We start from the raw sequence: 24473 nt of genomic DNA, 5'->3' as shown, positions 1-24473 counted from the left end.
CCCGTCCTTTCGTCCCGTCGCGCTGAACGCGCAACCCGCCGACTCGGGTGCGTTCGGGAAAGCGCGCGGTCATCGGCCGGGAAGAGTGGAGGATTTTTAGAGTGTTGCGGGGCCGTTTGACGCCGATGGTTTGGCGGGCGGCCATCCGCCTTCACGCCCCGGCCTGGCTTATTGGCCGTCCAGCATCGCCCGGATCCGCGCCGCCAGGTCGGCAAAGTCGAACGGCTTGGTGATCAGCGCCACCCCGGCGTCGAGCCGTCCGCCATGGACGATCACGTCGCGGGCATAGCCGGTGGTGAACAGCACCTTCAGCTCGGGATGCAGCGACCGCGCGGCCGAGGCCAGGTCGGCTCCCGTCATTCCGCCGGGCAGCACCACGTCGGAAAACAGCAGCGCGATCCGCGACGCGTCGGGCGCATCGAGCAGGGCGAGCGCCGATGCCCCGTCCTCCGCCTCGATCACGTCATAGCCCAGTTCGCGCAGCGCCTCGGTCGAATAGCGGCGGACGTCGGCATCGTCCTCGACCACCAGGATCGTCTCCGACCCGCGAACGGGATGCGCGGCGACCTGGGGCAGGTCCAGCGGTGCGGTCACCTCGCCCTGGAAGCGCGGCAGGAACAGGGTGACGCAGGTGCCCTCGCCGGGGCGCGACTCGATCTGCACCTGCCCGCCCGACTGCTTGGCAAAGCCATAGACCATCGACAGGCCCAGGCCGGTGCCCTTGCCGACCTCCTTGGTGGTGAAGAACGGTTCGAACACGCGGCCCAGCGTCGCGCGGTCCATGCCGGTGCCGGTGTCGCTGACGTCGATGGCGACATAATCGCCCGGATCGGTGGGATAGGGCACCGGCCCCGCCGCCATCGTCGCCTGTCCATCCAGCGTGGCGTTGCGCATCGTGATCGACAGGGTGCCGCCATGCGGCATCGCGTCGCGCGCATTGACCGCCAGGTTCAGGATCGCGCTTTCCAACTGGTTGGGGTCGGCCTCCGTGACCCACAGATCGGGCGCGGATTCGACCGACAGGCGCACCTGCTCGCCCAGTGTCCGGGTCAGCAGGTCGGACAGGCCGTCGACCAGCCGCCGTGCATCGACCGATTGCGGGGCCAGCGGTTGCCGCCGCGAAAAGGCGAGCAGCCGCTGGGTCAATGTCGCGGCCCGCCGCGCGCCCGTCATCGCGTTGGTCGCGGACCGTCTGGCGCGCGGATGCTCGCCCTCCGGCAGGAACCGGTCGAGCATCTCCAAATTGCCGACCACGACCTGGAGCAGGTTGTTGAAGTCGTGCGCGATGCCGCCGGTCAGCTGGCCGACCGCCTCCATCTTCTGGCTTTGGCGCAGCTGCGCCTCCATGTCGTGCAGCCGTTCCTGCTGCGCCAGCCGTTCCGAAACATCGGTCGCGAACTGATAGGCGCCGATCGGCGTCCCCTCGGCCGAGACCAGCGGGCTGAAGCGCAGTTCGTAATGGTGCCGCGTGCCCGTCAGATCGTCGAGCGCCTGGATGACCGAAAATTCCTCGCCCGCCAGCGCGCGTGTCCAGTAATCGCGCATCACCGTCAGGATCTCGGGCCGATCGGCCATCGCCTCGGCCTTGTGGTGGCCGATCTGCGGGCGGGTGCCGAAGATACGCTCGAAATCCTCGGCGGCGGCGCGGTTGATCGCCAGATAACGATGGTCGAAGCCCAGCACCTGGACCAGCGTGCCGGTGGAATCGATGATGTCGGCGAACAGCTTGCGCTCGGCCAGCGCCTCCATCACCCGGCGCTCCAGCACCGCATTGACGTCGCGCAGCGTCGCCTCGGCCCGGCGGCGCTCGTCGATATCCACGACCGTTCCGATCATGCCCAGAAAGGCACCGTCATCATCGAAGCGCGGCACGGCGGACGCCATCACCCAGTGATAGCCGCCCTGCGCCTGCGCCAGCCGATATTCGGTCTGGAAGGCGCGCGGCCCGACCATCGCCTCGCGGAACGCCCGCTCCGCCGACGGGCGGTCGTCGGGGTGGAGCATCTCGGCCCAGCCGAAATGCAGCCCCTGTGCGACGTCCTGCCCGGTCTGCACCTGCCAGGCACTGTTGATATAGGTGCAATGGCCGTCGGTGTCGGTCACCCATATGACGATCGGCGCATGGTCGGCCACGTTGCGGAACCGCGCCTCGCTTTCGCGCGCGGCGGACAGTGCGATCTCGCGATCCTGTCGGTCGCGCATCCGGGCGCTGCTGTCGATCACGGTCGCCAGGATGCCCGCCGGGCGGCCGCTTTCGTCGGCGATGGGGGTATAGTCGAGGTCGAGCCAATGCTGTTCGGGCACGCCCTTGCGATCGAGCATCATCGCCTGGTCGCGATAGGCCAGCGTGCGGCCGGCCAGCCCCTCGGCGATGACCTGAGCATTGAACGCCGCCGCCTCGGGCCACACCCCGACCAGAGGAACACCCAGCATCGCCGGGTGCCGGTCGCCCGAAAATTCGGCATAGCCGGCATTGTAGATCAGGATGCCTTCGGGGCCCCAGATGGTGGCGATCGGGATCGAGGAGGCGAGCGCGATGGCGATCGCCGTCAACCGGCTCTGCGGCCAGGTGGCGATCGGCCCCAGCGGCGTCGCGGCCCAGTCATGCCCCGCGATCAGCCGACCCATCTCGCCGCTGCGCGCCAGAACAGCGGCAAAACCGGCGGGGATGTCGGCAGGGTCGTGGGCAGTCGCGATCATCCTCGGTCCGTCCCCCTCGAAACCTGGCATGTCTGCCGCTGTAGCGTTGCTTTGACGGGAGGAATAGAGGGGGTGGGCGGTATCTTGCTCTGGATGGATGCAAATGTTCCAGGCCCGCCCTTGGTCTTGCCGCAAACTCTCCGACATTATGATGAACGGTCGTCATCGCAGCGACATTTTGACCGGGCATCCGAACCCGATCGCAGGACGCACTTTGTCACGGAGCCGATAGGCAATTGTGATGTTGGACTGCTAAAGGTCGAACAAAGACAAAGGAGAGACAGGCATGAGCGCCCATGTTCACCCCGTTCCCGAATGGGCCGATAGCGCGTCCATGGATGCGGAACGCTACGCCCAGGCCTATGAGGCGGCGAAGACCGATCCGGACGGCTATTGGCGCGAACAGGCCGGGCGGCTGGACTGGATCACGCCCTTCACCAGCGTGAAGGACACCAGCTTCGACGAGGCGGATTTTCGCATCAACTGGTTCGCCGACGGACAGCTGAACGTCGCGGCCAACTGCATCGACCGGCATCTCGAAACGCGCGCCGATCAGGTCGCCATCCTATGGGAAGGCGATGCCCCCGGCACCGATCGCCGCATCACCTATCGCGAGTTGCACGAGCAGGTCTGTCGCCTCGCCAACGCGTTGAAGGGGCTGGGCGTCGCCAAGGGCGACCGCGTCACCATCTATCTGCCGATGATCCCCGAGGCCGCCTTTGCGATGCTGGCCTGTGCGCGGATCGGCGCGATCCATTCGATCGTATTCGGAGGTTTCTCGCCCGAAAGCCTCGCCAACCGTATCGTCGATTGCGATTCGCGCATCGTGATCACGGCGGACGGCGGCTGTCGCGGGGGCAAGGCGGTGCCGCTCAAGGCCAATGTCGACGCCGCGCTGGACCATGACGGCGTGACGGTCGACCATGTCGTCGTCGTCCGCCACAGCGGCGTGGACGTGACGATGAAGGACGGCCGCGACCAATGGTATGGCGATCTGGTCGACGCGGCCGCCACCGACTGCGCGCCCGTGGCCGTGGGGGCGGAGGACCCGCTGTTCATCCTCTATACCAGCGGCTCGACCGGCAAGCCAAAGGGCGTGCTGCACAGCAGCGGCGGCTATCTGCTCTGGGCGTCCTACACCCACCAGCACGTGTTCGATTATCGCGACGGCGAAATCTTCTGGTGCGCCGCGGATGTGGGCTGGGTCACGGGGCACAGCTATGTCGTCTATGGTGCGCTCGCCAACGGCGCGACGACGCTGATGTATGAGGGCGTGCCCAACTATCCGGATTTCAGCCGCTTCTGGCAGATCGTCGATAAGTACCAGGTCGCGACCTTCTATGCCGCGCCGACCGCGCTGCGCGCACTGATGCGCGAGGGCGACGAATGGGTGAAGAAGACCGACCGTTCGTCGCTTCGCGTGCTGGGCTCGGTCGGCGAGCCGATCAACCCGGAAGCCTGGGAATGGTATCACAAGGTGGTGGGCGAAGGGCGCTGCCCGATCGTCGACACCTGGTGGCAGACCGAGACCGGCGGCCACATGATCGCGCCGATCCCCGGCGCCGTGGCGCTCAAGCCCGGCTCGGCCACCTTGCCGCTGCCCGGCGTGCTGCCGCAGATCGTCGATGCCGAGGGTAAGGTGCTGGACGGCGCGGTCGAGGGCAATCTCGTCATCGCCGACAGCTGGCCGGGGCAGATGCGCACCGTCTGGGGCGATCATGACCGCTTCTTCCAGACCTATTTCACCACCTATCCGGGGAAATATTTCACCGGCGACGGATGCCGCCGCGACGAGGACGGCTATTACTGGATCACCGGCCGGGTCGATGACGTCATCAACGTCTCCGGCCACCGCATGGGCACCGCCGAGGTCGAATCCGCGCTGGTCGCCCATGCCAAGGTCGCCGAGGCGGCGGTGGTGGGCATGCCGCACGACGTGAAGGGGCAGGGCATCTATGCCTTCGTCACGCTGAACGCAGGCGTCGAAGAGGATGAGGCGTTGCGCGCCGAGCTGGTCCAGTGGGTGCGCCGCGAGATCGGCCCGATCGCCACGCCCGACGCGCTGCAATTCGCCCCCGGCCTGCCCAAGACCCGCTCGGGCAAGATCATGCGCCGCATCCTGCGCAAGATCGCCGAGAATCAGGTCGATGCACTGGGGGACACCTCCACGCTGGCCGATCCGGCGGTGGTGGATCATCTGGTCGCCAACCGGATCGAACCGGGCAAGAAGGCGGCGTGATGTGGGACGGGGCTGCTGGTTATCCAGCAGCCCCGCGATTCGCTTGGCATTCGGTTTTGCTCAATTCGAACTGAGCGAGGGGATATGGCCTCTCATACAGGCCTACGTTCAGCCTGAGCGAAGTCGAAGGCCACGCCCCAACGCCAACCTCAGGGCGTTTTCCGAACCGGCGGCAAGGCCGCGCAGATATCCACGCCCCCCGCAGGCACAGTGAAGAAGTCGTTCTTCCGATTCTCCCGCCCCTTGATCCACGCGGCGAAGCGTGGCGACACGGTTTCGCGATACTGGAAATGCGGCCGCTCGGCAGCGGGGATGTCGCTCGCCAGCCGCGCCGAGACGATTCCCAGCCGCTGCCCCTCATCCTTGTAGAAGCCTAGATCCCCCGTCCCGCGCGGCAGGGTGGAGAGCGCATCCATCCCGTCGACCACCCGGCCGACCACCGCGATGTTGCGGTCCAGCCCGCGCGGCGAGTGGCCGATGATCGTGTAGAGTTCGGCCCCCGACCCCGTGCTGGGCGCCAAATCGCGGGCGACGCCGACCATGCCATAGCAATGCGGCACCCACTCGCTGGTCGCATCCCCCGCCAGCGGCCAGCCGTCACGGCTATAGCCCGCCCAGGCGGCATAGGGATCGGGCTTGCTCAGCCGCGCCACCGCGTTGTTGCCGGAGCGGATATATTCGGCCGGCGGATTGGCGACGATGCCGGTCGGCAACGGCTTCTTCTCGGTCGCGTCCCCCCATTGCGCGACGTAATTCTCCTGCACGCGGTAGACGCTCGTCCCCGCATCCCACCAACGCGCCCGCGCCAGCGCCCGGATATTGGCGACATGGACCGGCGCCTGGGCAGGGGCCAGCCGCAGCGTCACCGTTCGCCCATTGGCCAGGGTGAAGACCAGCAGCTCGTCATCGGGCACCGCGATCCAATCGCCGGGCAGCGGATCGCCCACCTGCGCGGCAGGGGCAAGAGCGGGGGCGGGGGAGGGCGAAGCCTGCGCCAGAAGCGCGGCGAGCAGAAGCGCGATCGTCATCAAGCAATAGACTGCCCCAGCCGACCGATACACGCAATCGCTTGCGCGCCGCGAGGAAGCGCATTAGGGCCGCGTCTTCCAGGCATGGACTCATGCGGAGCGGTGGCCGAGTGGTCGAAGGCGCTCGCCTGGAAAGTGAGTATACGGCAAAACCGTATCGAGGGTTCGAATCCCTCCCGCTCCGCCATTATCCCCGAAGTTTCGCCTCAGCGCTCGACCTTGTGGCTCTGCCCCAGGCGCAGCGTCATGCCCCACAGGGCCTGGACCGCAGGGCCCCCATCCTCCGTCTGGCCGGGCAGCATCGCGACCAGTCCGCGCGCCAGAGCCAGTCCCAGATCGCCCAGGTCCAGCGAGAAGCAGGTGAGGTCGGGGGAAAGGGCGCGGCAGGCGGGGTTGTCGCGCAGGCCGATCACCGCGACGTCCCGCCCCGGCTCCAGGCCCAGGCGGCGCAGCGCGCGATAGGCTCCGACGGGCGCGGTCTCACCCATCAGCAGCAGCGCGGTCGGGCGGTCGGGCATGGCCATCAATTCGCTGGCCGTCGCCTCGCCGTCGCTTTCGTCGGTTTCGCCATGATGGACGAGCGCAGGGTCGAAGGGAATGTCCGCGCGGGCCAGCGCATCGCGATAGCGTTCGACCACGATATGGCTGTTGTTGATCGTCGCGGGCGGCGCGACCAGGCCGATGCGGCGATGCCCGGCCTTGGTCAGCAGCGTCATCGCATCGGCCATGACGCCCTCGAAATCCAGATCGATCCAGGCATAGTCCCGCGCGATCGCGGTACGGCCCAGCGCGATGAAGGGGATGTTGCGGTCGAGCAGGAAGGGGATACGCGGATCGTCATGCTGCGTCCCCGACAGCACCCAGCCATCGACCGTTCCGCGCGAGACATGGCGGCGCAGGAAGGTCAGCGCGTCCTCGCCCTTGCGCGCCAGCAGCACGACGAGATCGAGGTCATGCTCGCTCAGGCCGTTCTGCAATCCTTCGAGCAGCGCCATGAAGAAGGGGTCGCCATGGATCGCGCTGTCATGCTCCAGCGTCAGCATGAAGCCGACCGTGCCGGTGCGCCCGCTGCGCAACGTCCGCCCCGACTGGTTGGGGATATAGCCATGCTTGGCCGCCGCCTCGACCACCCGCTGGCGGGTCGCGGGGCTTACGTCCTTGCGATCGTTCAGCGCCCGCGACACCGTGCCGATCGATAGCCCCAGGTGACGGGCAAGTTCGCGTATATCCATGCGCCCTTTGATCGCGGCGCGCCTCGTTTCGCACAAGCCCTCCAAATGCTCCTCCTGCGGGGCGGGGTCGAGCGGGCTGCAAACAGATCATTGACAAGGGAACCGAATGGGGCGATACCCGTAAACGTTTACGGCCATCGAAGAATGGCGGCAAGAGGATCGGGTCGCTTTGGACACGCTTGTTCTGGAAGCCCGCGCGATCGCGTGGAGCTATAATGGGGGGTGGTTGCGGATCGAGGCGCATGGGCTGCACGGCCTGCGCCTGCGCGCATCGCCCTTTCCCGATTCCGGGGCACGCGCCGGGGCGCTGCTCGATGACGGTGCCGCTGCGGGCGCCGATCCGATCGTCACGCGGGACGGCGCGACCGCGCGGATCACCCAAGGACGGATCACCGCCGAAGTCGATCTGCAGGGGCGTGTCCGTTTCCTGAACGTGGAAGGCGAGTTGCTGCTGGAGGAAAAGTGGCGGCAGCGCGACACGATCAGCAAATTCTGGACCGTCGGCACCGAGGAAATCCGCACGATCAGCGCGCTGGGGCTGGCCGGGCGCGAATTCAAGCCGCTGACCGGCGACACCGCGCGCATCACCGTCCGGTTCGAGGCCAAGAGCAGCGAGCGACTGTACGGCATGGGCCAGTACCAGCAGCCCAATCTGGATCTCGCCGGATGTACGCTCGAACTGGCGCAGCGCAATTCGCAGGCCAGCGTGCCCTTCGTGGTGTCGAGCCATGGCTATGGCCTGTTGTGGAACATGCCCGCGGTCGGCGCGGTGCATTTCGCCGCCAATGGCGCGACCTGGACGGCCGAGGCCGCGCGCGAGATCGATTACTGGATCACCGCCGGCGACACGCCCGCCGACATCGTGCGCAACTATGCCCAGGTGACGGGCACGGTGCCGATGATGCCCGACTATGCGCTGGGGCTGTGGCAGAGCAAGCTGCGCTACCGCACCCAGGACGAGTTGCTGGCAGTGGCGCGCGACTATCATGCGCGCGGGATCCCGCTGGCGGTGATCGTCGCCGACTTCTTCCACTGGCCGGTGCAGGGCGACTGGCGGTTCGATCCGCGCGAATGGCCCGATCCCGCCGCGATGACCGCCGAGCTGAAGGCGATGGGCACCGAGTTGCTCGTCTCGATCTGGCCGACGGTGGATCATCGGTCGGAAAATTATCCCGAGATGATCGAGAAGGGCTATCTGGTGCGCTCCGCGCGCGGGCTGGACGTGCAGCAGGAGTTTCTGGGCAATACCCGCTTCATCGACGTCACCCATCCCGGCGCGCGTGCCTTTTTGTGGGACCGGGCGAAGCGCAATTACCGTGACAAGGGCGTGGCGCTGTTCTGGCTGGACGAGGCCGAGCCCGAATATAGCGCCTATGACTTCGACAATTATCGTTATCACAGCGGCAGCGTGCTGGAGGTCGGCAACGCCTATCCACTCCATTACGCCCAGGCCTTTTACGATGGCCTGGCGGCCGAGGGCGAGCGCGAGATCGTCAGCCTGATCCGTTGCGCCTGGGCGGGCAGCCAGCGTTACGGCGCGCTCGTCTGGTCGGGCGATATCCATTCCTCGTTCGAGGCGATGCGCAACCAACTGAGCGCCGGGCTGAACATGGGGATGGCGGGTATCCCGTGGTGGACGACCGATATTGGCGGCTTCCATGGCGGCCATGTCGACGACCCGGCTTTTCACGAACTGATGATCCGCTGGTTCCAATGGGCGGTGTTCACGCCCGTCCTGCGGATGCACGGCCACCGCGATCCCGTGACCCCGCCGCCCGAGCCGTTCCGCGACGGCGTGGCGCAATGCGACACGGGCGCGGGCAATGAGCTGTGGAGCTTCGGAGAGCGGGTGTATGAGGTGCTGCGCTGCTATGCGGGGCTTCGCGAGCGTTTGCGGCCCTATATCGCCGGACTGATGCGGGCGGCCCATGAACAGGGCGATCCGCTGATGCGGCCGATGTTCTATCACTATCCCGACGACCCGCGCTGCTGGGCGGTGGACGACCAGTATATGTTCGGCCCCGACCTGCTCGTCGCGCCGGTGACGGCGGCGGGCGTCGGCGAGCGGTGCGTCTATCTGCCCGACGGGATATGGCTGGACGCCTGGACCAAGGAGCGGGTCGAGGGCGGCGGCCATATCTGTTGCGCGGCACCGCTGCACCGGATTCCGGTCTTCATCCGCGACAGCGCGGAGGTGATGGCGGCGTTCGACAAGAAACAGTGATCGGCCAAGCATCGGTCATTTCATCGGAGCCGTCAAAAGACGGACCAGAACGGGAGGGTATAGGGCATGGCGGCATCGATGGCGGATCGCGCCATGGCGGCGGACAGCGGGCAGCGACACGGCACCCCCGCGCCGATCCCCCTTGCTTCCATCCCGTTCGTCGAGAAGATCTGTTACGGCTTCGGCGATGCGGGCGGCACCATCGTCACCGGGCTGATCGCCAATTTCCTCACCTTCTACTATACCGATGTCTTCGGGCTGGCGCCGGGCATCGTCGGCGTCCTGTTCCTGTCGCTGCGCATTTTCGACGCGGTATCCGATCCCCTGATCGGGATCATGGCCGACCGCACCACCACCCGCTGGGGGCGGTTCCGGCCCTATCTGCTCTGGACCGCGATTCCGGTGGGGCTCAGCTGCTTCCTGACCTTTCAGGCCCCCGACTTCAGCTATGACGGCAAGGTCGCCTATGCCGCGATCACCTATTTCCTGCTCGCGCTGTCCTATTCGCTCAACAACGTGCCGTACTGCGCACTGATCACCCGGATGACCGATAGCGAGCGCGAGGGGGTGTCGTGCCAGTCGGTGCGCTTCGCGATGGTGGCGATCGCGTCCTTCTGCGTCTCGGTCGGGTTGCCGATCCTGGTGCGCCATCTGGGGGGCGCGGACATCGCGCGCGGTTACCGCGACGGGGTCGCGATCCTGAGCGCCGCCGCCGTCGTCATGTTCCTGATCTGCTTCCTGTTCGTGCGCGAGCGGGTGGTGGCCGCCGATACCGCGGACGTGCCGCTCAAGGTCGCGATCGCCAACACGCTGAAGAACGACCAGCTGCGCTGGACCTTCCTGATGACGCTGCTGCTGATCGCGATCTTCAATACCAAGGGCGGCGCGGCGCTCTATTTCATCACCTATGTGCTGAAGGGCGATGCGACCTATCAGGCGCTGTTCTTCGGCACCGCGACGGCGGGCGGGTTCCTGGGTTCGATCGTGGTGCAGGCCTTCACCCGGCGATACGACGTGCGCAGCATCTATATCTGGGTGAATCTGATCCTGGTCGCTGGACACTTCGCCGCCTTTTTCGTGCCGGGCGAGTATCCGACCCTGTGGCTGGTGCTGGTCGGGCTGTGCTGCATCGTGCTGGGCTGCACCCTGCCGCTGCACTTCACCCTGATCCAGCTGGCCGACCAATATGGCGAGTGGAAGCTGGGGATGCGCTCCTCGGGCATGAGCTTTGCCTTCAACCAGTTCTTCGTGAAGCTGGCCTGGGCGGTGGCGGGCGCGTTGATCAGCGGGGTGCTGGTCCTTGTCTCCTACAAGGCGGGGGCGGGCAACCAGACGCCGCTGTCGCTGACCGGCATCCGCCTGTTGTCGACGATCATCCCCGGCCTGATGCACCTGGCGCTGGCCCTTGCGATTTCCCGCCTGATCCTGAACCGCGACACGATTGCGCGCATGACCGCCGCCCGCGCCCTATGACCCCTATTCCGGAGCCCCGCCTCATGACCCAGCCGCTTCGCCGTTCCGCCTCCGTCCTGATCGCTGCGCTGCTCGGCTCGGTCGCCATGCCCGCACTCGCGCAGGAGAGGATGACGGTCGATCTGGCCAGCGACACCGGCGCCTTTCACGGCGGCGCGTCGGGCACGCTTTACGGCCTCTACGATGCGCGGCTGCCGCATCCCAATCTGGTCGAGGGCATCGGGCTGCGGACCGTTTCGACCAAGGCGCAGGACGGGCCGCAGCATCCCGGCGCCGATGCGCTGGAGGTGTCGACGCTGCTGACCGATGCGTCGGGCGGCGACACCTATATCTACATGACCGACATCAACCGCGAATTTCCCTATGACTGGAAGACCGGCGACTGCGCCCAGTCGGTGACGAACTATATCGAAAAGCTGCGCGCGCAGGTGCGTCAGGTAAAGGGCATGGCGCCGCGCTACCGCGACCGGATCGTCTTCGTCCCCTTCAACGAGCCCGACGGCAACATGTTCGCCGAAGGGCCCAAGAGCTGCAACAATGTACGCTGGCAGAAGGACCCGACCGCGTTCAACGACGCCTGGGACCGGGCGGTGCGGATGATCCGCCAGGAATTGCCCGGCGCGCGGATTGCCGGGCCGAACACCAGCATCCTCTATCCGGAGGTCGAGGGTTTCCTGCGCCACGCCATCGCGGCCGACACCATGCCCGACATCGTGACCTGGCACGAACTCAGCAACCCGGCGGCGGTGCGGACCAGCGTACGCAAATATCGCGAATGGGAGGACCGGCTGTTCAAGGGTACGAAGTGGCAGGGCCGCCATCTGCCGGTGAACATCAACGAATATGCCTATAACTACCACACCTCGGTCCCCGGCCAGATGGTGCAATGGGTCGCCGCGATCGAGGATTCCAAGGTCGATGCCGATATCGCCTATTGGAATATCGACGGCAATCTCAGCGACTCCGCCGTCCAGGCCAATCGCGGCAACGGGCAATGGTGGCTACTGAACGCCTATGCGACGATGAGCGGCCACACCCTGGCCGTCACCCCACCGCATCCCGACCGGAGCTATACCTTGCAAGGTGTCGCGACGCTCGATTCCGCGCGCCGCCAGATGCGCCTGCTGTTCGGCGGCAAGTCGGGTGACGCCACCATCGCGCTGATGCATGTGCCCGCCAGCTTCGGCGACACGGTGCGCGTCCGCGTGCGCGAGATCGACTGGACCGGCCAGCTGGGCGATTCTCCGCCGCCGGTGGTGGTCGGCGACCGCGTGATGCCGGTGAAGGACGGACAGATCGACCTGACCTTCGGCCGCGATGGCTGGCCCGCTTTGCGCGAGGAAGCGGCCTATGAACTGGTCCTGTCCCCCGGACAGGGCGTACGCCCCGCCGCCGTCGCCCCCCGCTGGCGGCAGGATTACGAAGCGGAAAAGGCGACCCGGCAGGGGCAGGGCCTGACCGTGCGCGGGCCGGAGGGTTCGCCCGATCATGTCGACCGCTTCCATGTCTCGAACGGCTATCTGGTCGAGGGGTTCAAGACCGGGGCCGACGCCGCGCTCGACTTCGCGGTCGATGTGCCGCGCGACGGCCGCTACGACCTGCGCGTCCTCGCCAATAGCTTCAACAAGGATCCGCTGGTCGAGCCGCAGGGGGCAACCAACGTCTTCCTGCGCATCGACGGCAAGCCGGGAGGCGAGACCGAGCTGTTCCTGCCGCTGGGCTACAAGCCCGCTGTGCTCGACCATGCCGATACGGTCGTCAACCTGACGCGCGGTCGCCATGTCCTGACGCTCGCCACCCGCACTCTGGACGGCACGCGTAGGACGCAGGGCAATGCGATGGTCGACCGCATCACCCTGACCGCCGCCGATCCCGCCGTGACCGCCACGCGCTATGACGTGGCGGATGCGGTGGTGAAGGGCGGCAGCGCGACCTTCTGGGTCTATGCCGCGAAGGACGGACTGGCGCGCCTGAGCCCGGACGCCAGCGGCGGCGGCGCGGTGCGCATGGCGGTCAACGGCCGTGAGACGAAGGGCCGCGCCTTCCTGCTCGGCGGGATCAACAAGGTGGTGCTGACCACCACGGGATCGGCGGCTGTTCGTGGCCTGTCGGTGACGCCGGAGAACGGATCCGCGCCCTATCTCTACGAGGCGGAGGATGCGCAGGTCGCCGGGACCGCACGGATCGGCACGGCCTCGCGCGCGAGCGGCGGCCGGGCGGTGTTCGCCATCGGCGGCGCGCCGGGCAACGGCAACACGCTGACCTTCCCCAGGGTGATGGCGCCGCGCGCAGGGACCTATGCGCTGACGCTACGCTTCTCGAACGAGGAACAGGCCAAGGCGACGCACTACAATCCCGATCCGCTCGCCCGCATCGCGCGCATTTCGGTGAACGGCGGCAAGCCGATGCTGGTCAGCGCGCCGCACAGCTTCAACGCCAACAACTGGTGGGAGATGACCGTGCCGGTGGCGCTGAAGGCGGGGGCCAACACCATCCGCATCGCGGGCGAGGAACAGCCCAATTGGGACGGCCGCACCTATGCCTCGCAGAGCTGGCCGGGTGTCCAGCTCCGCTCGGCCTATGCGCCCAATATCGACCGGATCGCTGTTACGCCGATGCCCTGAGGGCGGACCTGCCATGACGGGATGTGGCGGGAGGAGAGGGGTTTGGAAAAGGGGAGTGACATGAAAAAGGGATGGCGTGCGGGACTGGCGGCACTGGCCGTGATGGCGACGGGGGTCGTGCCCGATGGCGCGCAGGCGGACAATCCGATCATCCAGACGCGTTTCACCGCCGACCCGGCGCCGCTCGTCCATGACGGCGTCGTCTATCTCTATACCGGCCATGACGAGGACGATGCCGAAGGGTTCTGGATGCTCGACTGGCGGCTCTACAGTTCGACCGACATGGTCAACTGGACCGACCGGGGCTCGCCCGCCTCGCTCAAGACCTTTCCCTGGGCGCGGCAGGACAATGACGCCTGGGCGCCGCAGGTGATCGCGCGCGACGGCAAATTCTATCTCTACGCCCCGATCAGCGTCGCGGGCGATCCAAAGACGGCGATCGCGGTGGCGGTCGCCGACCGGCCCGAGGGACCGTTTCGCGACGTGCTGGGCAAGCCGCTGATCGCCGCGCGGCGCGGGGCGATCGATCCGACCGTGGCGATCGACGATGACGGGCAGGCCTATCTCTACTGGGGCAATCCCGACCTGTGGTATGTCAGGCTGAACCGCGACATGACCAGCTATGCCGGAGAGATTACCAAGGTCGCCAAGCCGATCGACTATCAGGAGGGCCCCTGGTTCTACAAGCGCGGGCCGCATTACTACATGGCCTATGCCTCCAGCTGCTGTCCCGAGGGGATCGGCTATGCGATGAGCGACCGGGCGACCGGCCCCTGGGTCCACAAGGGGCCGATCATGGACCCCAATGCCGCCTCGACCGGCAATCACCCCGGCATCATCGACTATAAGGGGCATTCCTATCTGTTCGGCTTTCACTACGAGCTGAACTTCGCCCTGACGCCGATCCATCACGAGCGCCGATCGGTGACGTTGCGCGAGTTCCGCTACAATCCGGACGGCACCATTCCGCGCCTGCCCTGGTGGACCGACGAGGGCGTGGCGCAGATCGCAACCCTCGATCCCTATCGCTGGGTGGAGGCGGAGACGATCGCCTGGACCTCACGCATCGGGCGCGACCGCGACCGGCCCTATCGCTGGGCACCGGGCGTCACGACCACGAGCGGGGCGGACGGGCGGGTTCACGTCACCCGCATCGCCGATCGCAGCTATATCAAGATCGGCGGCGTCGACTTCGGACGCGGCGCGGCCAGCTTCGCCGCCAGCGTGGCGAGGGTGCGCGGTCGCCCGACGATCACGCTGCATCTCGACCGGGTCGACGGGCCGCAGATCGGGACACTGGCCCTGACCGGCGGCGACGGCCCGGATTGGGGGACGCAAACCACGGCGGTAACCGGGGCGAACGGCGTGCACGACCTGTTCCTGGTCTTCCACGGCGATGGCGGCGGACTGTTCGACTTCGACCGCTGGCAGTTCCGCCGCCAGTAAGGGGCCGCGCTCAGGCGGCGCCGATGGTCAATGCGATCCGGTCCCCCGCGCGGGTGGCGATGCGCATGCCGTCCTTGGTCGTACGGATCGCTACGGCCCGGCCGCCACGCATGGCCGCGCGGACCCGGCGACCGGCGGGCAGGCGAACGACCAGTTCGCCGCCCAGCGCCGACAGCAGCTCGGCCTGTTCCAGTTGCCCCGCCGCCCAGCGCTGATCGACGGTCACGCCGCCGCGTGCGCGCAGGCCGTGGACGCGGCCGTCGCGCCACGCCGGGGGCAGGGCAGGCAGCAGGGCGATCGCACCGTCATGGCTTTGCAGCAGCATCTCGGCGATGGCGGCGGTGATCCCGAAATTGCCGTCGATCTGGAAGATCGGCCCCTTGTCGGACGGATGCGTGTCGAACAGATTGTCGAGCGTGCTGCCCTGGAAGAAGGCGTCGATCGAACGGCCCGATCGCGCGGCATCGCCCATCCGCGCCCAGATGCAGGTCGCCCAGGCCCGGCTCCATCCGGTCTGCGCCCCGCCATTGTCTTCGCGCCGCTGCATCGATGTCGCCGCCGCCCTGGCCCATGCGGGCGTGCGGCGGGGCGTGAATTCGTCGCCGGGATAAAGTGGGTAGAGGTGCGAGATATGGCGATGGCCTGGCTCCGCCTCGGCAAAGTCGCGCGACCATTCCTGCAATTGGCCGTGGCTGCCGATCCGATACGGCTCCAGCCGCTCGACCAGTCCGTGCAGCTTAGTCGCGAAGGCTGCATCGGTGTTCAACAGGGCGCTGGCGGCGATACAGTTGGCGAACAGTTCGCGGATCAGCGCCAGGTCCATGGTGCAGCCCGTGCTGATCGAGGCGGGCTTGCCGTCGGGGGCGAGGAACTCGTTCTCGGGCGAAATGGAGGGCGCGGTGGTCAGCCGCCCGTCCGTGCCGTTCGCCACCAGCCATGCCGCGCAGAACTCGGCCGCACCGCGCATCAGCGGCCACGCCCGATCGCGCAGGAACGCCCGGTCGCCGCCGAAGGTGTAATGCTGCCACAGATGCTGCATCAGCCAGGGTCCGCCCATCGGCCAATTGGCCCAGATCGGCGCGGCGCTGCCTTCGCCGACCGGATTGGCCATCGCCCAGATGTCGCTATTGTGATGCAGGCACCAGCCGGGCATCCCGTAATAGCTTTGCGCGACCCGTCTCCCGCGCACCGCCACCCGCTCCAGCCAGTCGAACAGCGGGGTATGGCAATCGGCGAGATTGGCGACCTCGGCGGGCCAGTAGTTCATCTCGGTATTGATGTTGGTGGTGTGGTTGCTGCTCCAGGGTGGCCGCACCTCGGCATTCCAGATGCCCTGGAGATTGGCGGGCTGGGTCCCGGCGCGTGAGCTGGCGATCAGCAGATAGCGGCCGAAGTGGAACAGCAGCGCGGCCAGACCCGGATCGCTGGCCCGCGCATTGCCCGCGCGGCGCTCCGCCGTCGTGCCCGTCATGCCGCCCGCCAGCTGCAATCCGGCCCGGCGATAGAGTGTCCGGTGGTCGGCGACATGCGCCGCCCGCAACGCCGCATAGCCGGTCCCCCGCGCCGCCGACAGCGCCGCCACCGCCTTGGCCTCGATCGCCTCGATCGGCAGGTCGGGCGACTGGTCGAAACCGCGAAAGCCGGTGGCGGCGTTGAGGCGGATCTCGATGCTCCGGGCACCGCGCACCACGATCCGGTCGCCCGATACCGTGGCCCGCCCGCCCTCGTTCATGACGTCTGCCACGGCGGCGAACATCATGCCGCGTCCGGCGGCATCGTCATAACGGACCGGATCGGCGACCGAATGATAGTTGGGCGCGGCATAGGAGGGGGCCTTGCCGTGCAGGATCAGCCGGTTGCCCTCCGCCCGTACCGATCCCTTCAGCAGCGTGGCCAGCGAGACGTCGGCGTCGATCGCCCCGCCTTCCGCCGTCATCCGCACCACGACCAGCTGCGCCGGGTGCGACACGAACACCTCGCGCCGGTAACGCGTCCGCCCTGCGGTATAGGCAATGTCGACCACCGCCTGGTCCAGGTCGAGCGCCCGGCGATAGGCGTCGTGCGTCGCGCCGTCATGGGGCAGTTCGATCACCAGATCGCCGATCGGCGCATAGCTGTTGGAATAGGCGCCTTGCAGCTTCTTCGCGCGCGTGTCGGCGGCGTGGTAATCGCCCGCCAGCGCGGCCTGCCGCACTCCCGCCAGCGATCCTTGCGCCTCCGGCTTGGCATCGCTGCCCGGATAGCCGGACCACAGGCTGTCCTCGTTCAGGGATATGATCTCGCGCGCGGGGCCGCCGCGCACCATCGCGCCCAGTCGCCCATTGCCGACCGGCAATCCGTCGACCCAGCGGGCCGCGGGCGCATCGAACCAGAGGCGGTGGGAATCATCGGCCGCAACCGGCTGCGCCCGCAGGGGCAGGGCGCCGATCCCGCCCGCCGCCATGGCGAAGGCACCCGCTTCCAATACGCCGCGTCGCGTTAGATCGGTCATGCATTCCCCTTCCGTCTCATCCCTGGTTCCGGGACGGTGGCGTATTCAAATGCATGAAGAAAGGACAAAATAACGGATCGGTGCGGGAGCATCGAAACCCTCCCGCACCGCCCGCGCATCAGAATGAGAAGCGCACGCCCGCGTCATAGCGCGGCCCGAAATTCTGGTAGCGCAGCAGCTGATTGTCGAACCGCCCGGTCGCAAAATACTTCGCGTTGAACAGGTTGGTGCCCTCGACAAAGACCTGGGCGAAGGGGGTGATGTTCACCGCCACGCTGCCGTCGAACTGGCCGTAGTCGCGCACGAACACCGGCTCGTTGCCCGGACCGCCCGCCAGCTGCTGCAGGAAGCGCTCGCGGCGGTTGTAGGCGATGCGCGCCGACACGCCGAACTTTTCGTAGAACAGGGTGGCGTTCTGCGAATTGCCGATGCCTTCCGCCGCGAAGGACTGGCCGACCTGGCTGACGTCGAACTCGCGATTGGTGGTCACGAAGGTCGCGTTGGCCTGCACGCCGAAGCCGCTCAGCACGCCGGGCAGCCAGTCGAGCGTATGGACCAGGTTCAGCTCCAGCCCCTTGATCTTCAGCGATTCCGCGTTGCGCGGGCGCCGGACGCTGAACTTCGCGGTATTCTGCCCGACGATCAGCCCGCCGACCGGCAAATTGCCCGCATTGGCGATGGTGAACAGTTCCTCGCCAAAGGTCTGGACGATGAAGTCGTCGACCGTCTTGTGGAACACCGCCGCCGACAGGGTGGTGGTCGACGTCGGATACCATTCGAGCGACAGGTCGAAATTGGTCGCGCGGTAAGGCTTCAGCGCCGGGTTGCCGCCGCTGGCGGTCAGTGTGGCGGGGCGCAGCGTGCCGATGTCCAGGCTGGGCGCCAGATCGCCGATGGCGGGGCGCGTCAGCGTCTTGTAGGCGGCGAAGCGCGCCTGCAGCTTGGGCGTCAGGTTCAGCTTGGCGTTCAGGTTGGGCAGGAAGTTGCTGTAGGACGAACGCCGGTCGACCGACACCGCCGCGCGGTTGTTGGCGAAGACGCCCGTATAGGTGGTCGGATCGCCCGGCACCGGCAGCAGGTCGGTCAGCTGCAATTGCTGCCCGGCCGAAACCAGTTCGGTATATTCGTAACGCCCGCCGACATTGATGAACCAGGGAAGCCCGGCGACCGTGCCCTCCAGATCGACATCGGCATAACTGGCGAAGACCTTCTCGCGCACCCGGGCCGAGGGCTGCTCGGTGACCGCATAGCCGTTGGTGCGTGCGAAGATCGCCGCCGTCGTGCCCACCGGCTGGCCGCGCGCCAGATCGAGCGCGGTCGTGGCGGCGGTGCTGGTCAGATAGTTGAAATAGGCCTGTGGATTATAGGTCAGGAAGGTGGTCGGCACGCTGCCGCCCTTCTGCCCCAGCGACCCCAGGGTGAAGGGCGAGAGCAGCGACGGATCGGCCAGCGTCGGATAACCGCAATAGAGGCAGCCGATATTGGGGTCGGATGAGAAGGGCACGTTGCGCTTGTCGCGCGAGGTGCCGGTCAGGCCGAAGCGCAGCGCGGTGACGATGTCCCAGCCGGGCTTCCATTCGGTGTTCCAGCGATATTCCTGGACCTTCTCGGTCACGTCGTTGCCGCTGCGCCCGGCGATATGGGTGCGGCCCAGCGCCGGGTTGGTCAGCACGCCGTTCGCATAACCCGAGGTCGAGGGGATGCCGTTCCCTTGCGCCGCGTTGAACGAATACTGCGTCGGCACGCCGATGACGGTGAAATAGGATTTGCCGCCGCCCGCATTCTTGGCCTGCGAATAGGTGGCGTCGAAGACCATGCGGACATTGTCGGCCGGACGCCATTCGGCGTTGAATCCGGCCTCATAGGTCGTCGTCTCGCGCACCCCGCCCGAGGCGATGAAGTCGGCATTGCCGTTTGTGGTCAGCGAGGTGACGGTGCGGTTCGAATCGATGCCCGCCGCCGTATAGCTGGTCGGCTCGAACCAGCTGCCCAGGCCGCGCGTCGTCGTGTCGCTCTTGAAGCGGTTGTAGAGGCCGTCGACGGTGAAGGTCAGTTCGTCGGTCGGCGCATATTGCGCGACCAGCGTCGCGCCCAGGCGGGTGCGATCGTCGCGCGTCTCGTTCACGTCCTGATTACGCGGCGCATAGACATTGGTGTAGAGCGGCGCGTTGTTGGGCCCGACCGAGGTGCCGGGGATATAGCCGTCGGTGCTGATCGCCCGGATCGAGGCGATACGCTTCTGATAGGACAGCGAGGCGAGCAGCCCCAGCTTGCCGTCGGCGAAGGTGTCGCTGAGCAGGCCGAAGAGCTGCGGCGTGACCTTCTTGCTGTTGCCCTCGTACAGCGCCTTGGCGGTGAAGACGCCCTTGAATTCCTTGAGGGCGAGCGGGCGCGGCGTCTGGACGTTGATCGTCGCGCCGATGCCGCCGCCCTGAAGCGGGGCCTGCGAGCTCTTATAGACCTGCGCGCCGCTGATCAATTCGGCCGGGATCAGGTCGAAGGAGAAGGCGCGGTTGTAATTGTCCGAGGCGAAGCTGCGACCGTTGAACAACACCGTGTTGAAGGCGGGCCCCAGGCCGCGCACGCTGACCGAGGCACCCTCGCCGTTGCTGCGGTCGATCGCGACGCCCGGAATACGCTGGAGCGACTCGGCGACATTGGCGTCGGGGAACTTGCCCAGGTCTTCGGAGGAGATCGCATCGAGGATACCGGCCGCGTCGCGCTTGATCGCGGCGGCCGATTCGATGCTGCGGCGGATGCCGGTGACGATGATGTCGGCCGAGGTGCCGTCGGCTTCGCTCTGGCTGGGCAGGGTGGCGGTCTGGTCCGCCGGTGGCGTCTGGCTCTGCGCCAGGGCCGGAGTGGCCACGATAAGTGCGACAAGTGCGCTGGCCAGCCCTTGGGCGGCGTAGCGGGCGCTGGTCTTTGGATTCCGGGCTTTCTTCAGCATAGCTCTCCCCTATGAAACCGGTGTTCGATGCTTCTTGGCGAGCATCTATGCTGCTCTTGTTAGAAGCTATGTCTGACAAGTACAAGGGTGGGCAGTTCTTCTAGGTATCGGAAGTTTTGGTATAAAAGGCGAAGAGCGGAGCGGGAGAGGCATAGGTGGGCGAGACGGAAGTTCGGCGCGTCGTCGTGGTCGGCGGCGGATCGGCAGGGTGGATCGCGGCCTGTCGACTGGCGGCGCAGGCCCGTCGAATCGGAAGCGGGGTGCAGGTCACGCTTGTCGAGTCGCGCCATGTGCCGACGGTCGGGGTGGGCGAGGGGACCTGGCCGACGATGCGCAACACGCTGGCGAAGATCGGCATCACCGAAACCGACTTCATCCGCTCTTGCGACGCCGCGTTCAAACAGGGTGCGCGGTTCGTCGGCTGGACCGACGGGACGCCGCAGGACGGCTATTACCATCCGCTCAACCCGCCTGCGGGCGCGACCGAGATCGATCTGGCGCCGCACTGGCTGCACGGGGCGGCGGAGAATGCCAGCTTCGCCGACTGGGTGGATTACCAAGCGATGCTGTGCGACGCGGGGCTGGGCCCCAAGACGATCGTGATGCCCGAATATGCGGGTCATGCGAATTACGCCTATCATCTGGATGCGGGCAAGTTCGCCACGCTGCTGCGCGAACATGGCGTCGGCACGCTGGGCATCGACCATGTGCTGGGCGATGTGGTGCGCCCGCAGATGAGCGACCATGGCGATATCGTGCATCTGGAACTGGCCGATGGGCGGACGGTCGCGGGCGACCTGTTCATCGACTGCACCGGCTTTGCCGCGCGGCTGATCGGCGGCGTCTATCAGGTGCCGTTCCGCCGTTGTGGCGATGTGCTGTTCGCCGACCGGGCGATGGCGCTTCAGCTGCCCTATGCGGATGAGGATGCGCCGATCACCTGCCATACGGTGTCGACCGCGCAAGACGCGGGCTGGATCTGGGACATCGGGTTGTGGACCCGGCGCGGCGTCGGCCATGTCTATAGCAGCGCCCACACCAGCGACGATGCGGCCGAGGCGGCATTGCGCGCCTATGTCGGTCCCGCCGCCGAGGGGCTGAGCGCGCGCCGGATCACCATCGATGCCGGACACCGAACGCGCTTCTGGCAGAATAACTGCGTGGCGGTCGGCTTGTCCGCCGGGTTCATCGAGCCGCTGGAGGCGTCGGCGCTGATGCTGATCGAGGTGTCGATGGATGCGATCGCCGACCGCCTGCCGCGCACCCGCGCCGCGATGGATGTGATGGCGCGCCAGTTCAACGCGACCTTCACCCATCACTGGATGCGGATCATCGAGTTCCTGAAGCTGCATTATGTGCTGACCCGGCGCACCGACACCGATTTCTGGCGCGACAATGTGGCGGCGTCGTCCATCCCCGACAGCCTGGCCGAGCGGCTGGAGCTGTGGCGGCACCATTCGCCCGGCCCGCAGGATTTCGATCATGCCCGCGAGGTCTTTTCCTGGCCCAGCTATCAATATGTCCTGCACGGCATGGGTTTCGACAGCCGCCAGCCGCGCATCGACGCGGCCGCTCCCGACACGGCGCTGGCGCAGCGTTTCGTCACGCGGATGGCGCGCGCCAAGGACGATCTGCGCACCCGCGCGCCTCGCCACCGCGAGCTGTTGCGCGCGATCCGCGAACATGGTCTGCAACGGGTATGACCGGCATCACCCCGCTTTCCCCGGCCGCGCATCGCGGGCTGCGCTATAACCGCCATGCCGCAGGAGGCATGCGCCGCTTCGCCCGGATCGGCCTGTCGGAGATTGCGGTCGCGGCCGCCGACATGCCCCTGTGCCTCGCCAAGGACGGCCAGACCGGGCGCTTCAACCTGATCGCGCTGATGAGCCTGGTCGAGCCCGCCAATCTCTTCGTCTTCGGCGGCGGGTTCCAGGCCACCTATGTGCCGCGCGCGGTGATGCTGGGCGGGTTCCGGCTCGACGCGCGCGGGGCGGCGGGGCTGGCCATCGATTCGGCCGACCCCAGCCTGGGCGATGCGGGTGGGCCGCTGTTCGCGGGGGAACAGCCGACGCCGCTGGCGCATGACATCGCCCGCGCGCTCGAACGGCTGGTGGCGGATGTCGAGGCCGCACAGGCGCTGGTCGATGCCTGGGCCGCGCATGGCCTGATCCGCCCGCTGGGCCTCTCGCTGGCCAAGGCAGATGGGGGCGCGCATGATCTGGCGGGGCTCTACACGATCGATGAGGCGGCGGTGCAGGCGCTGCCCGATGCCGATGTGATCGCGCTCCACCGGGCGGACCGGCTGGCCCCCGCCGCCGTCCTGACCGGCTCGCTGGCGCAGGTCGAGCGGTTGCGCCAGTTGCACAATGCCCGCTTCGCGCCCGCCCTGACCGGCTATTCGCTGGATTAGCTTGTTCGGGGCCCGGCGGCGGGGACTCGTGGTGCCGGGGCTTACCCTGATGACGGGGCAGGGGGGACGCAGACCACCAACCCCATGCTGAAGGCCCATGCGGCAGGCATTCGCGACGCCGCGATCACTCCGCGTTGCCCGCGGGGTGTGGTCGGCAGCGCTGGAGACGACGACCGCGCGTGGCTGGGGCATCCGGCGCGCGGATGATCGGCCGCATCGTCGTGCCGGGCAAACCGGTGTCGAGCAGGATACCGGCGAAGGACGCGGTGCCGCTGCCCTGATCGGGGGGCGCGCTATGGCTGGTTTTACGAAGCGATAAGGGTGTAGGGGCGGACCATGGCCGAGCAGAGTCCGCCCTTCCCGTCATTTCGCAAATGGACGCCCGCGCGTTATCGTGCGCTGCTGCGGGCGCAGGGGCCGGGATCGGTCAAGTTCCGCACCCGGCTGGCGATCCTGATCGGCGCGGTCGCGATCGGTCTGGCCGCGACGGTCTTTGCCGAGGCGGCGGATGCGGCGGGCGAGATCTTCAATCACTTCGCGCATCGTTATCACTGGGCGCCGCTGGTCGTGACGCCGCTGTTGTTCGCGGGGCTGGTCTGGATCACGCGCCGGTTCGCGCCGCTCGCGCGCGGGTCGGGCATTCCGCAGGTCATGGCCGCTCAGGCCGATCCCGAGCGGGCGACCGGCGGGTTGGTGTCGATCCGCACCGTCGTCGCCAAGGCCGGGCTGACGCTGGCGGCGGTGCTGGGCGGCGCTTCGATCGGGCGCGAGGGGCCGACGGTGCAGATCGCCGCTGCCATCATGGGGCTGACCCACCGCCTGTTGGGCGTGCCGCTTCGCGGTGCGGTGCTGATCGCGGGCGGCGCGGCGGGTGTGGCGGCGGCGTTCAACACGCCGCTGGCCGGGCTGCTCTTCGCGATCGAGGAATTGGCGTCTGCCTATGAGCAGAAGGTTACGCTGCTGGTCATCGCCGCCATCGCGATCGCGGGCATGGTCGCCCAGTCGGCGCAGGGGGATTATGTCTATTTCGGGCTGATCGGCGCGCATATGCCGATCGTCACCGCACTGGTCGCCGCGCCGGTCGCCGGGATCGTCGGCGGGCTGGCGGGCGGCGGCTTTGCCCGGCTGATGCTGATGATGGCGACCGGCACCAACCGCGTGACCCTGTGGAGCAAGCGGCGTCCCATTCTGTTCGCCGCGCTGTGCGGCGTCGCGGTCGCCGGGCTGGGCGTCGGCACCGGCCTGACCTGGGGTACCGGTTACGGCGCGGCGCGGGCGATGATCGTCGGGGTGGATGCGCCGCTCTGGTACGGCCCGGCCAAGTTCCTCGCGACCCTGTCGACCGCCGTCGCCGGGCTGCCCGGCGGTATCTTCGCGCCGTCGCTGTCGGTGGGCGCGGGGCTGGGCAATCTGTTGCGCTCGGTCTTTCCAGGCTCGCCCGCCTCGGCGATCGTGATCCTCGGCATGGTCGGCTATTTCGCGGGTGTCGTCCGCGCGCCGCTGACCGCCGTCATCATCCTGTCCGAGACGACCGCCAGCCGCGGCCTGATGCTGCCGATGTTCGCCACCGCCTTCATCGCCGACGGGGTCAGCCAGCTGGTGTGCCGCGAGAAGCTGTATCACGGCCTGTCGCGGACCTTCGCGATGCGGTGATCC

General features: G+C 67.3%; 13 protein-coding genes and 1 tRNA gene. 9 read left to right on the top strand and 5 right to left on the bottom strand.

All coding sequences use genetic code 11. From position 1 onward, the window contains the following. Nucleotides 1-168: 168 nt before the first annotated feature. Nucleotides 169-2700 carry a PAS domain-containing protein gene (locus GGQ89_RS09360; RefSeq protein ID WP_184105573.1) on the bottom strand — a complete coding sequence of 844 codons (2532 nt, stop codon included), beginning with the start codon at nt 2698-2700 and terminating at the stop codon, nt 169-171. Nucleotides 2701-2986: 286 nt separating this feature from the next. Here GGQ89_RS09360 and acs point away from each other — a divergent pair, with 286 nt between their 5' ends. Then, nucleotides 2987-4939 carry an acetate--CoA ligase gene (gene acs, locus GGQ89_RS09355; RefSeq protein WP_184105572.1) on the top strand — a complete coding sequence of 651 codons (1953 nt, stop codon included), beginning with the start codon at nt 2987-2989 and terminating at the stop codon, nt 4937-4939. A 149-nt stretch (nt 4940-5088) separates the two neighbouring features. On the opposite strand, the gene GGQ89_RS09350 is transcribed toward acs, so the two are convergent. Further along, the gene (locus GGQ89_RS09350; protein WP_184105571.1) at nt 5089-5967 is read right to left on the bottom strand and encodes a peptidylprolyl isomerase; all 879 of its coding nucleotides are present in this window, start codon (nt 5965-5967) and stop codon (nt 5089-5091) included. A 96-nt stretch (nt 5968-6063) separates the two neighbouring features. On the opposite strand from GGQ89_RS09350, the gene GGQ89_RS09345 reads away from it, so the two are divergent. Continuing rightward, nucleotides 6064-6154, top strand: a tRNA-Ser gene (locus GGQ89_RS09345). 19 nt (nt 6155-6173) lie between these two features. Here GGQ89_RS09345 and GGQ89_RS09340 read toward each other — a convergent pair. Then, nucleotides 6174-7199: a substrate-binding domain-containing protein gene (locus GGQ89_RS09340; protein WP_184105570.1), complete on the bottom strand. Its 1026-nt coding sequence runs from the start codon at nt 7197-7199 to the stop codon at nt 6174-6176. Between the two features lie 169 nt (nt 7200-7368). Between GGQ89_RS09340 and GGQ89_RS09335 the strand changes: the two genes are divergently transcribed. From GGQ89_RS09335 to GGQ89_RS09320, 4 genes are all read left to right on the top strand, one after another. After that, nucleotides 7369-9423, top strand: a complete 2055-nt coding sequence (locus tag GGQ89_RS09335) for a glycoside hydrolase family 31 protein (protein ID WP_184105569.1) — start codon at nt 7369-7371, stop codon at nt 9421-9423. 66 nt (nt 9424-9489) lie between these two features. Then, on the top strand, nt 9490-10896 hold the full coding sequence (locus GGQ89_RS09330) for an MFS transporter (RefSeq protein ID WP_240456393.1): 1407 nt from the start codon (nt 9490-9492) through the stop codon (nt 10894-10896). Nucleotides 10897-10919: 23 nt separating this feature from the next. Beyond that, nucleotides 10920-13520 carry a carbohydrate-binding protein gene (locus tag GGQ89_RS09325; protein ID WP_184105568.1) on the top strand — a complete coding sequence of 867 codons (2601 nt, stop codon included), beginning with the start codon at nt 10920-10922 and terminating at the stop codon, nt 13518-13520. A 60-nt stretch (nt 13521-13580) separates the two neighbouring features. Further along, nucleotides 13581-14966, top strand: coding sequence for a glycoside hydrolase family 43 protein (locus tag GGQ89_RS09320; protein ID WP_184105567.1), 1386 nt, complete (start codon nt 13581-13583; stop codon nt 14964-14966). Nucleotides 14967-14976: 10 nt separating this feature from the next. Here GGQ89_RS09320 and GGQ89_RS09315 read toward each other — a convergent pair whose 3' ends face one another. Both GGQ89_RS09315 and GGQ89_RS09310 read right to left on the bottom strand, forming a co-directional pair. Then, nucleotides 14977-17457 (bottom strand): glycoside hydrolase family 95 protein, encoded by a 2481-nt coding sequence (locus tag GGQ89_RS09315; protein WP_206362720.1) that lies wholly within the window; start codon nt 17455-17457, stop codon nt 14977-14979. A gap of 118 nt (nt 17458-17575) precedes the next feature. Beyond that, on the bottom strand, nt 17576-20407 hold the full coding sequence (locus GGQ89_RS09310) for a TonB-dependent receptor (RefSeq protein WP_206362719.1): 2832 nt from the start codon (nt 20405-20407) through the stop codon (nt 17576-17578). A gap of 155 nt (nt 20408-20562) precedes the next feature. On the opposite strand from GGQ89_RS09310, the gene GGQ89_RS09305 reads away from it, so the two are divergent. The 3 genes from GGQ89_RS09305 to GGQ89_RS09295 all read left to right on the top strand — a co-directional run bounded on the left by GGQ89_RS09305 (nt 20563) and on the right by GGQ89_RS09295 (nt 24470). Next, a complete protein-coding gene (locus GGQ89_RS09305; protein ID WP_184105565.1) occupies nt 20563-22110 on the top strand; it encodes a tryptophan 7-halogenase in 1548 nt (515 codons plus the stop codon). After that, the gene (locus GGQ89_RS09300; RefSeq protein WP_184105564.1) at nt 22107-22817 is read left to right on the top strand and encodes a SapC family protein; all 711 of its coding nucleotides are present in this window, start codon (nt 22107-22109) and stop codon (nt 22815-22817) included. The genes GGQ89_RS09305 and GGQ89_RS09300 overlap by 4 nt, the downstream gene beginning before the upstream one ends. A 336-nt stretch (nt 22818-23153) precedes the next feature. Next, a complete protein-coding gene (locus tag GGQ89_RS09295) occupies nt 23154-24470 on the top strand; it encodes a chloride channel protein (protein ID WP_184105563.1) in 1317 nt (438 codons plus the stop codon). Nucleotides 24471-24473: the final 3 nt, after the last annotated feature.

The sequence above is a fragment of the Sphingomonas yabuuchiae genome (assembly GCF_014199595.1).
Classification (GTDB): Bacteria; Pseudomonadota; Alphaproteobacteria; order Sphingomonadales; family Sphingomonadaceae; genus Sphingomonas; species Sphingomonas yabuuchiae.
The sequence above is the reverse complement of the archived record's forward strand: the minus strand, read 5'-3'. Positions and strand labels throughout refer to the sequence as shown.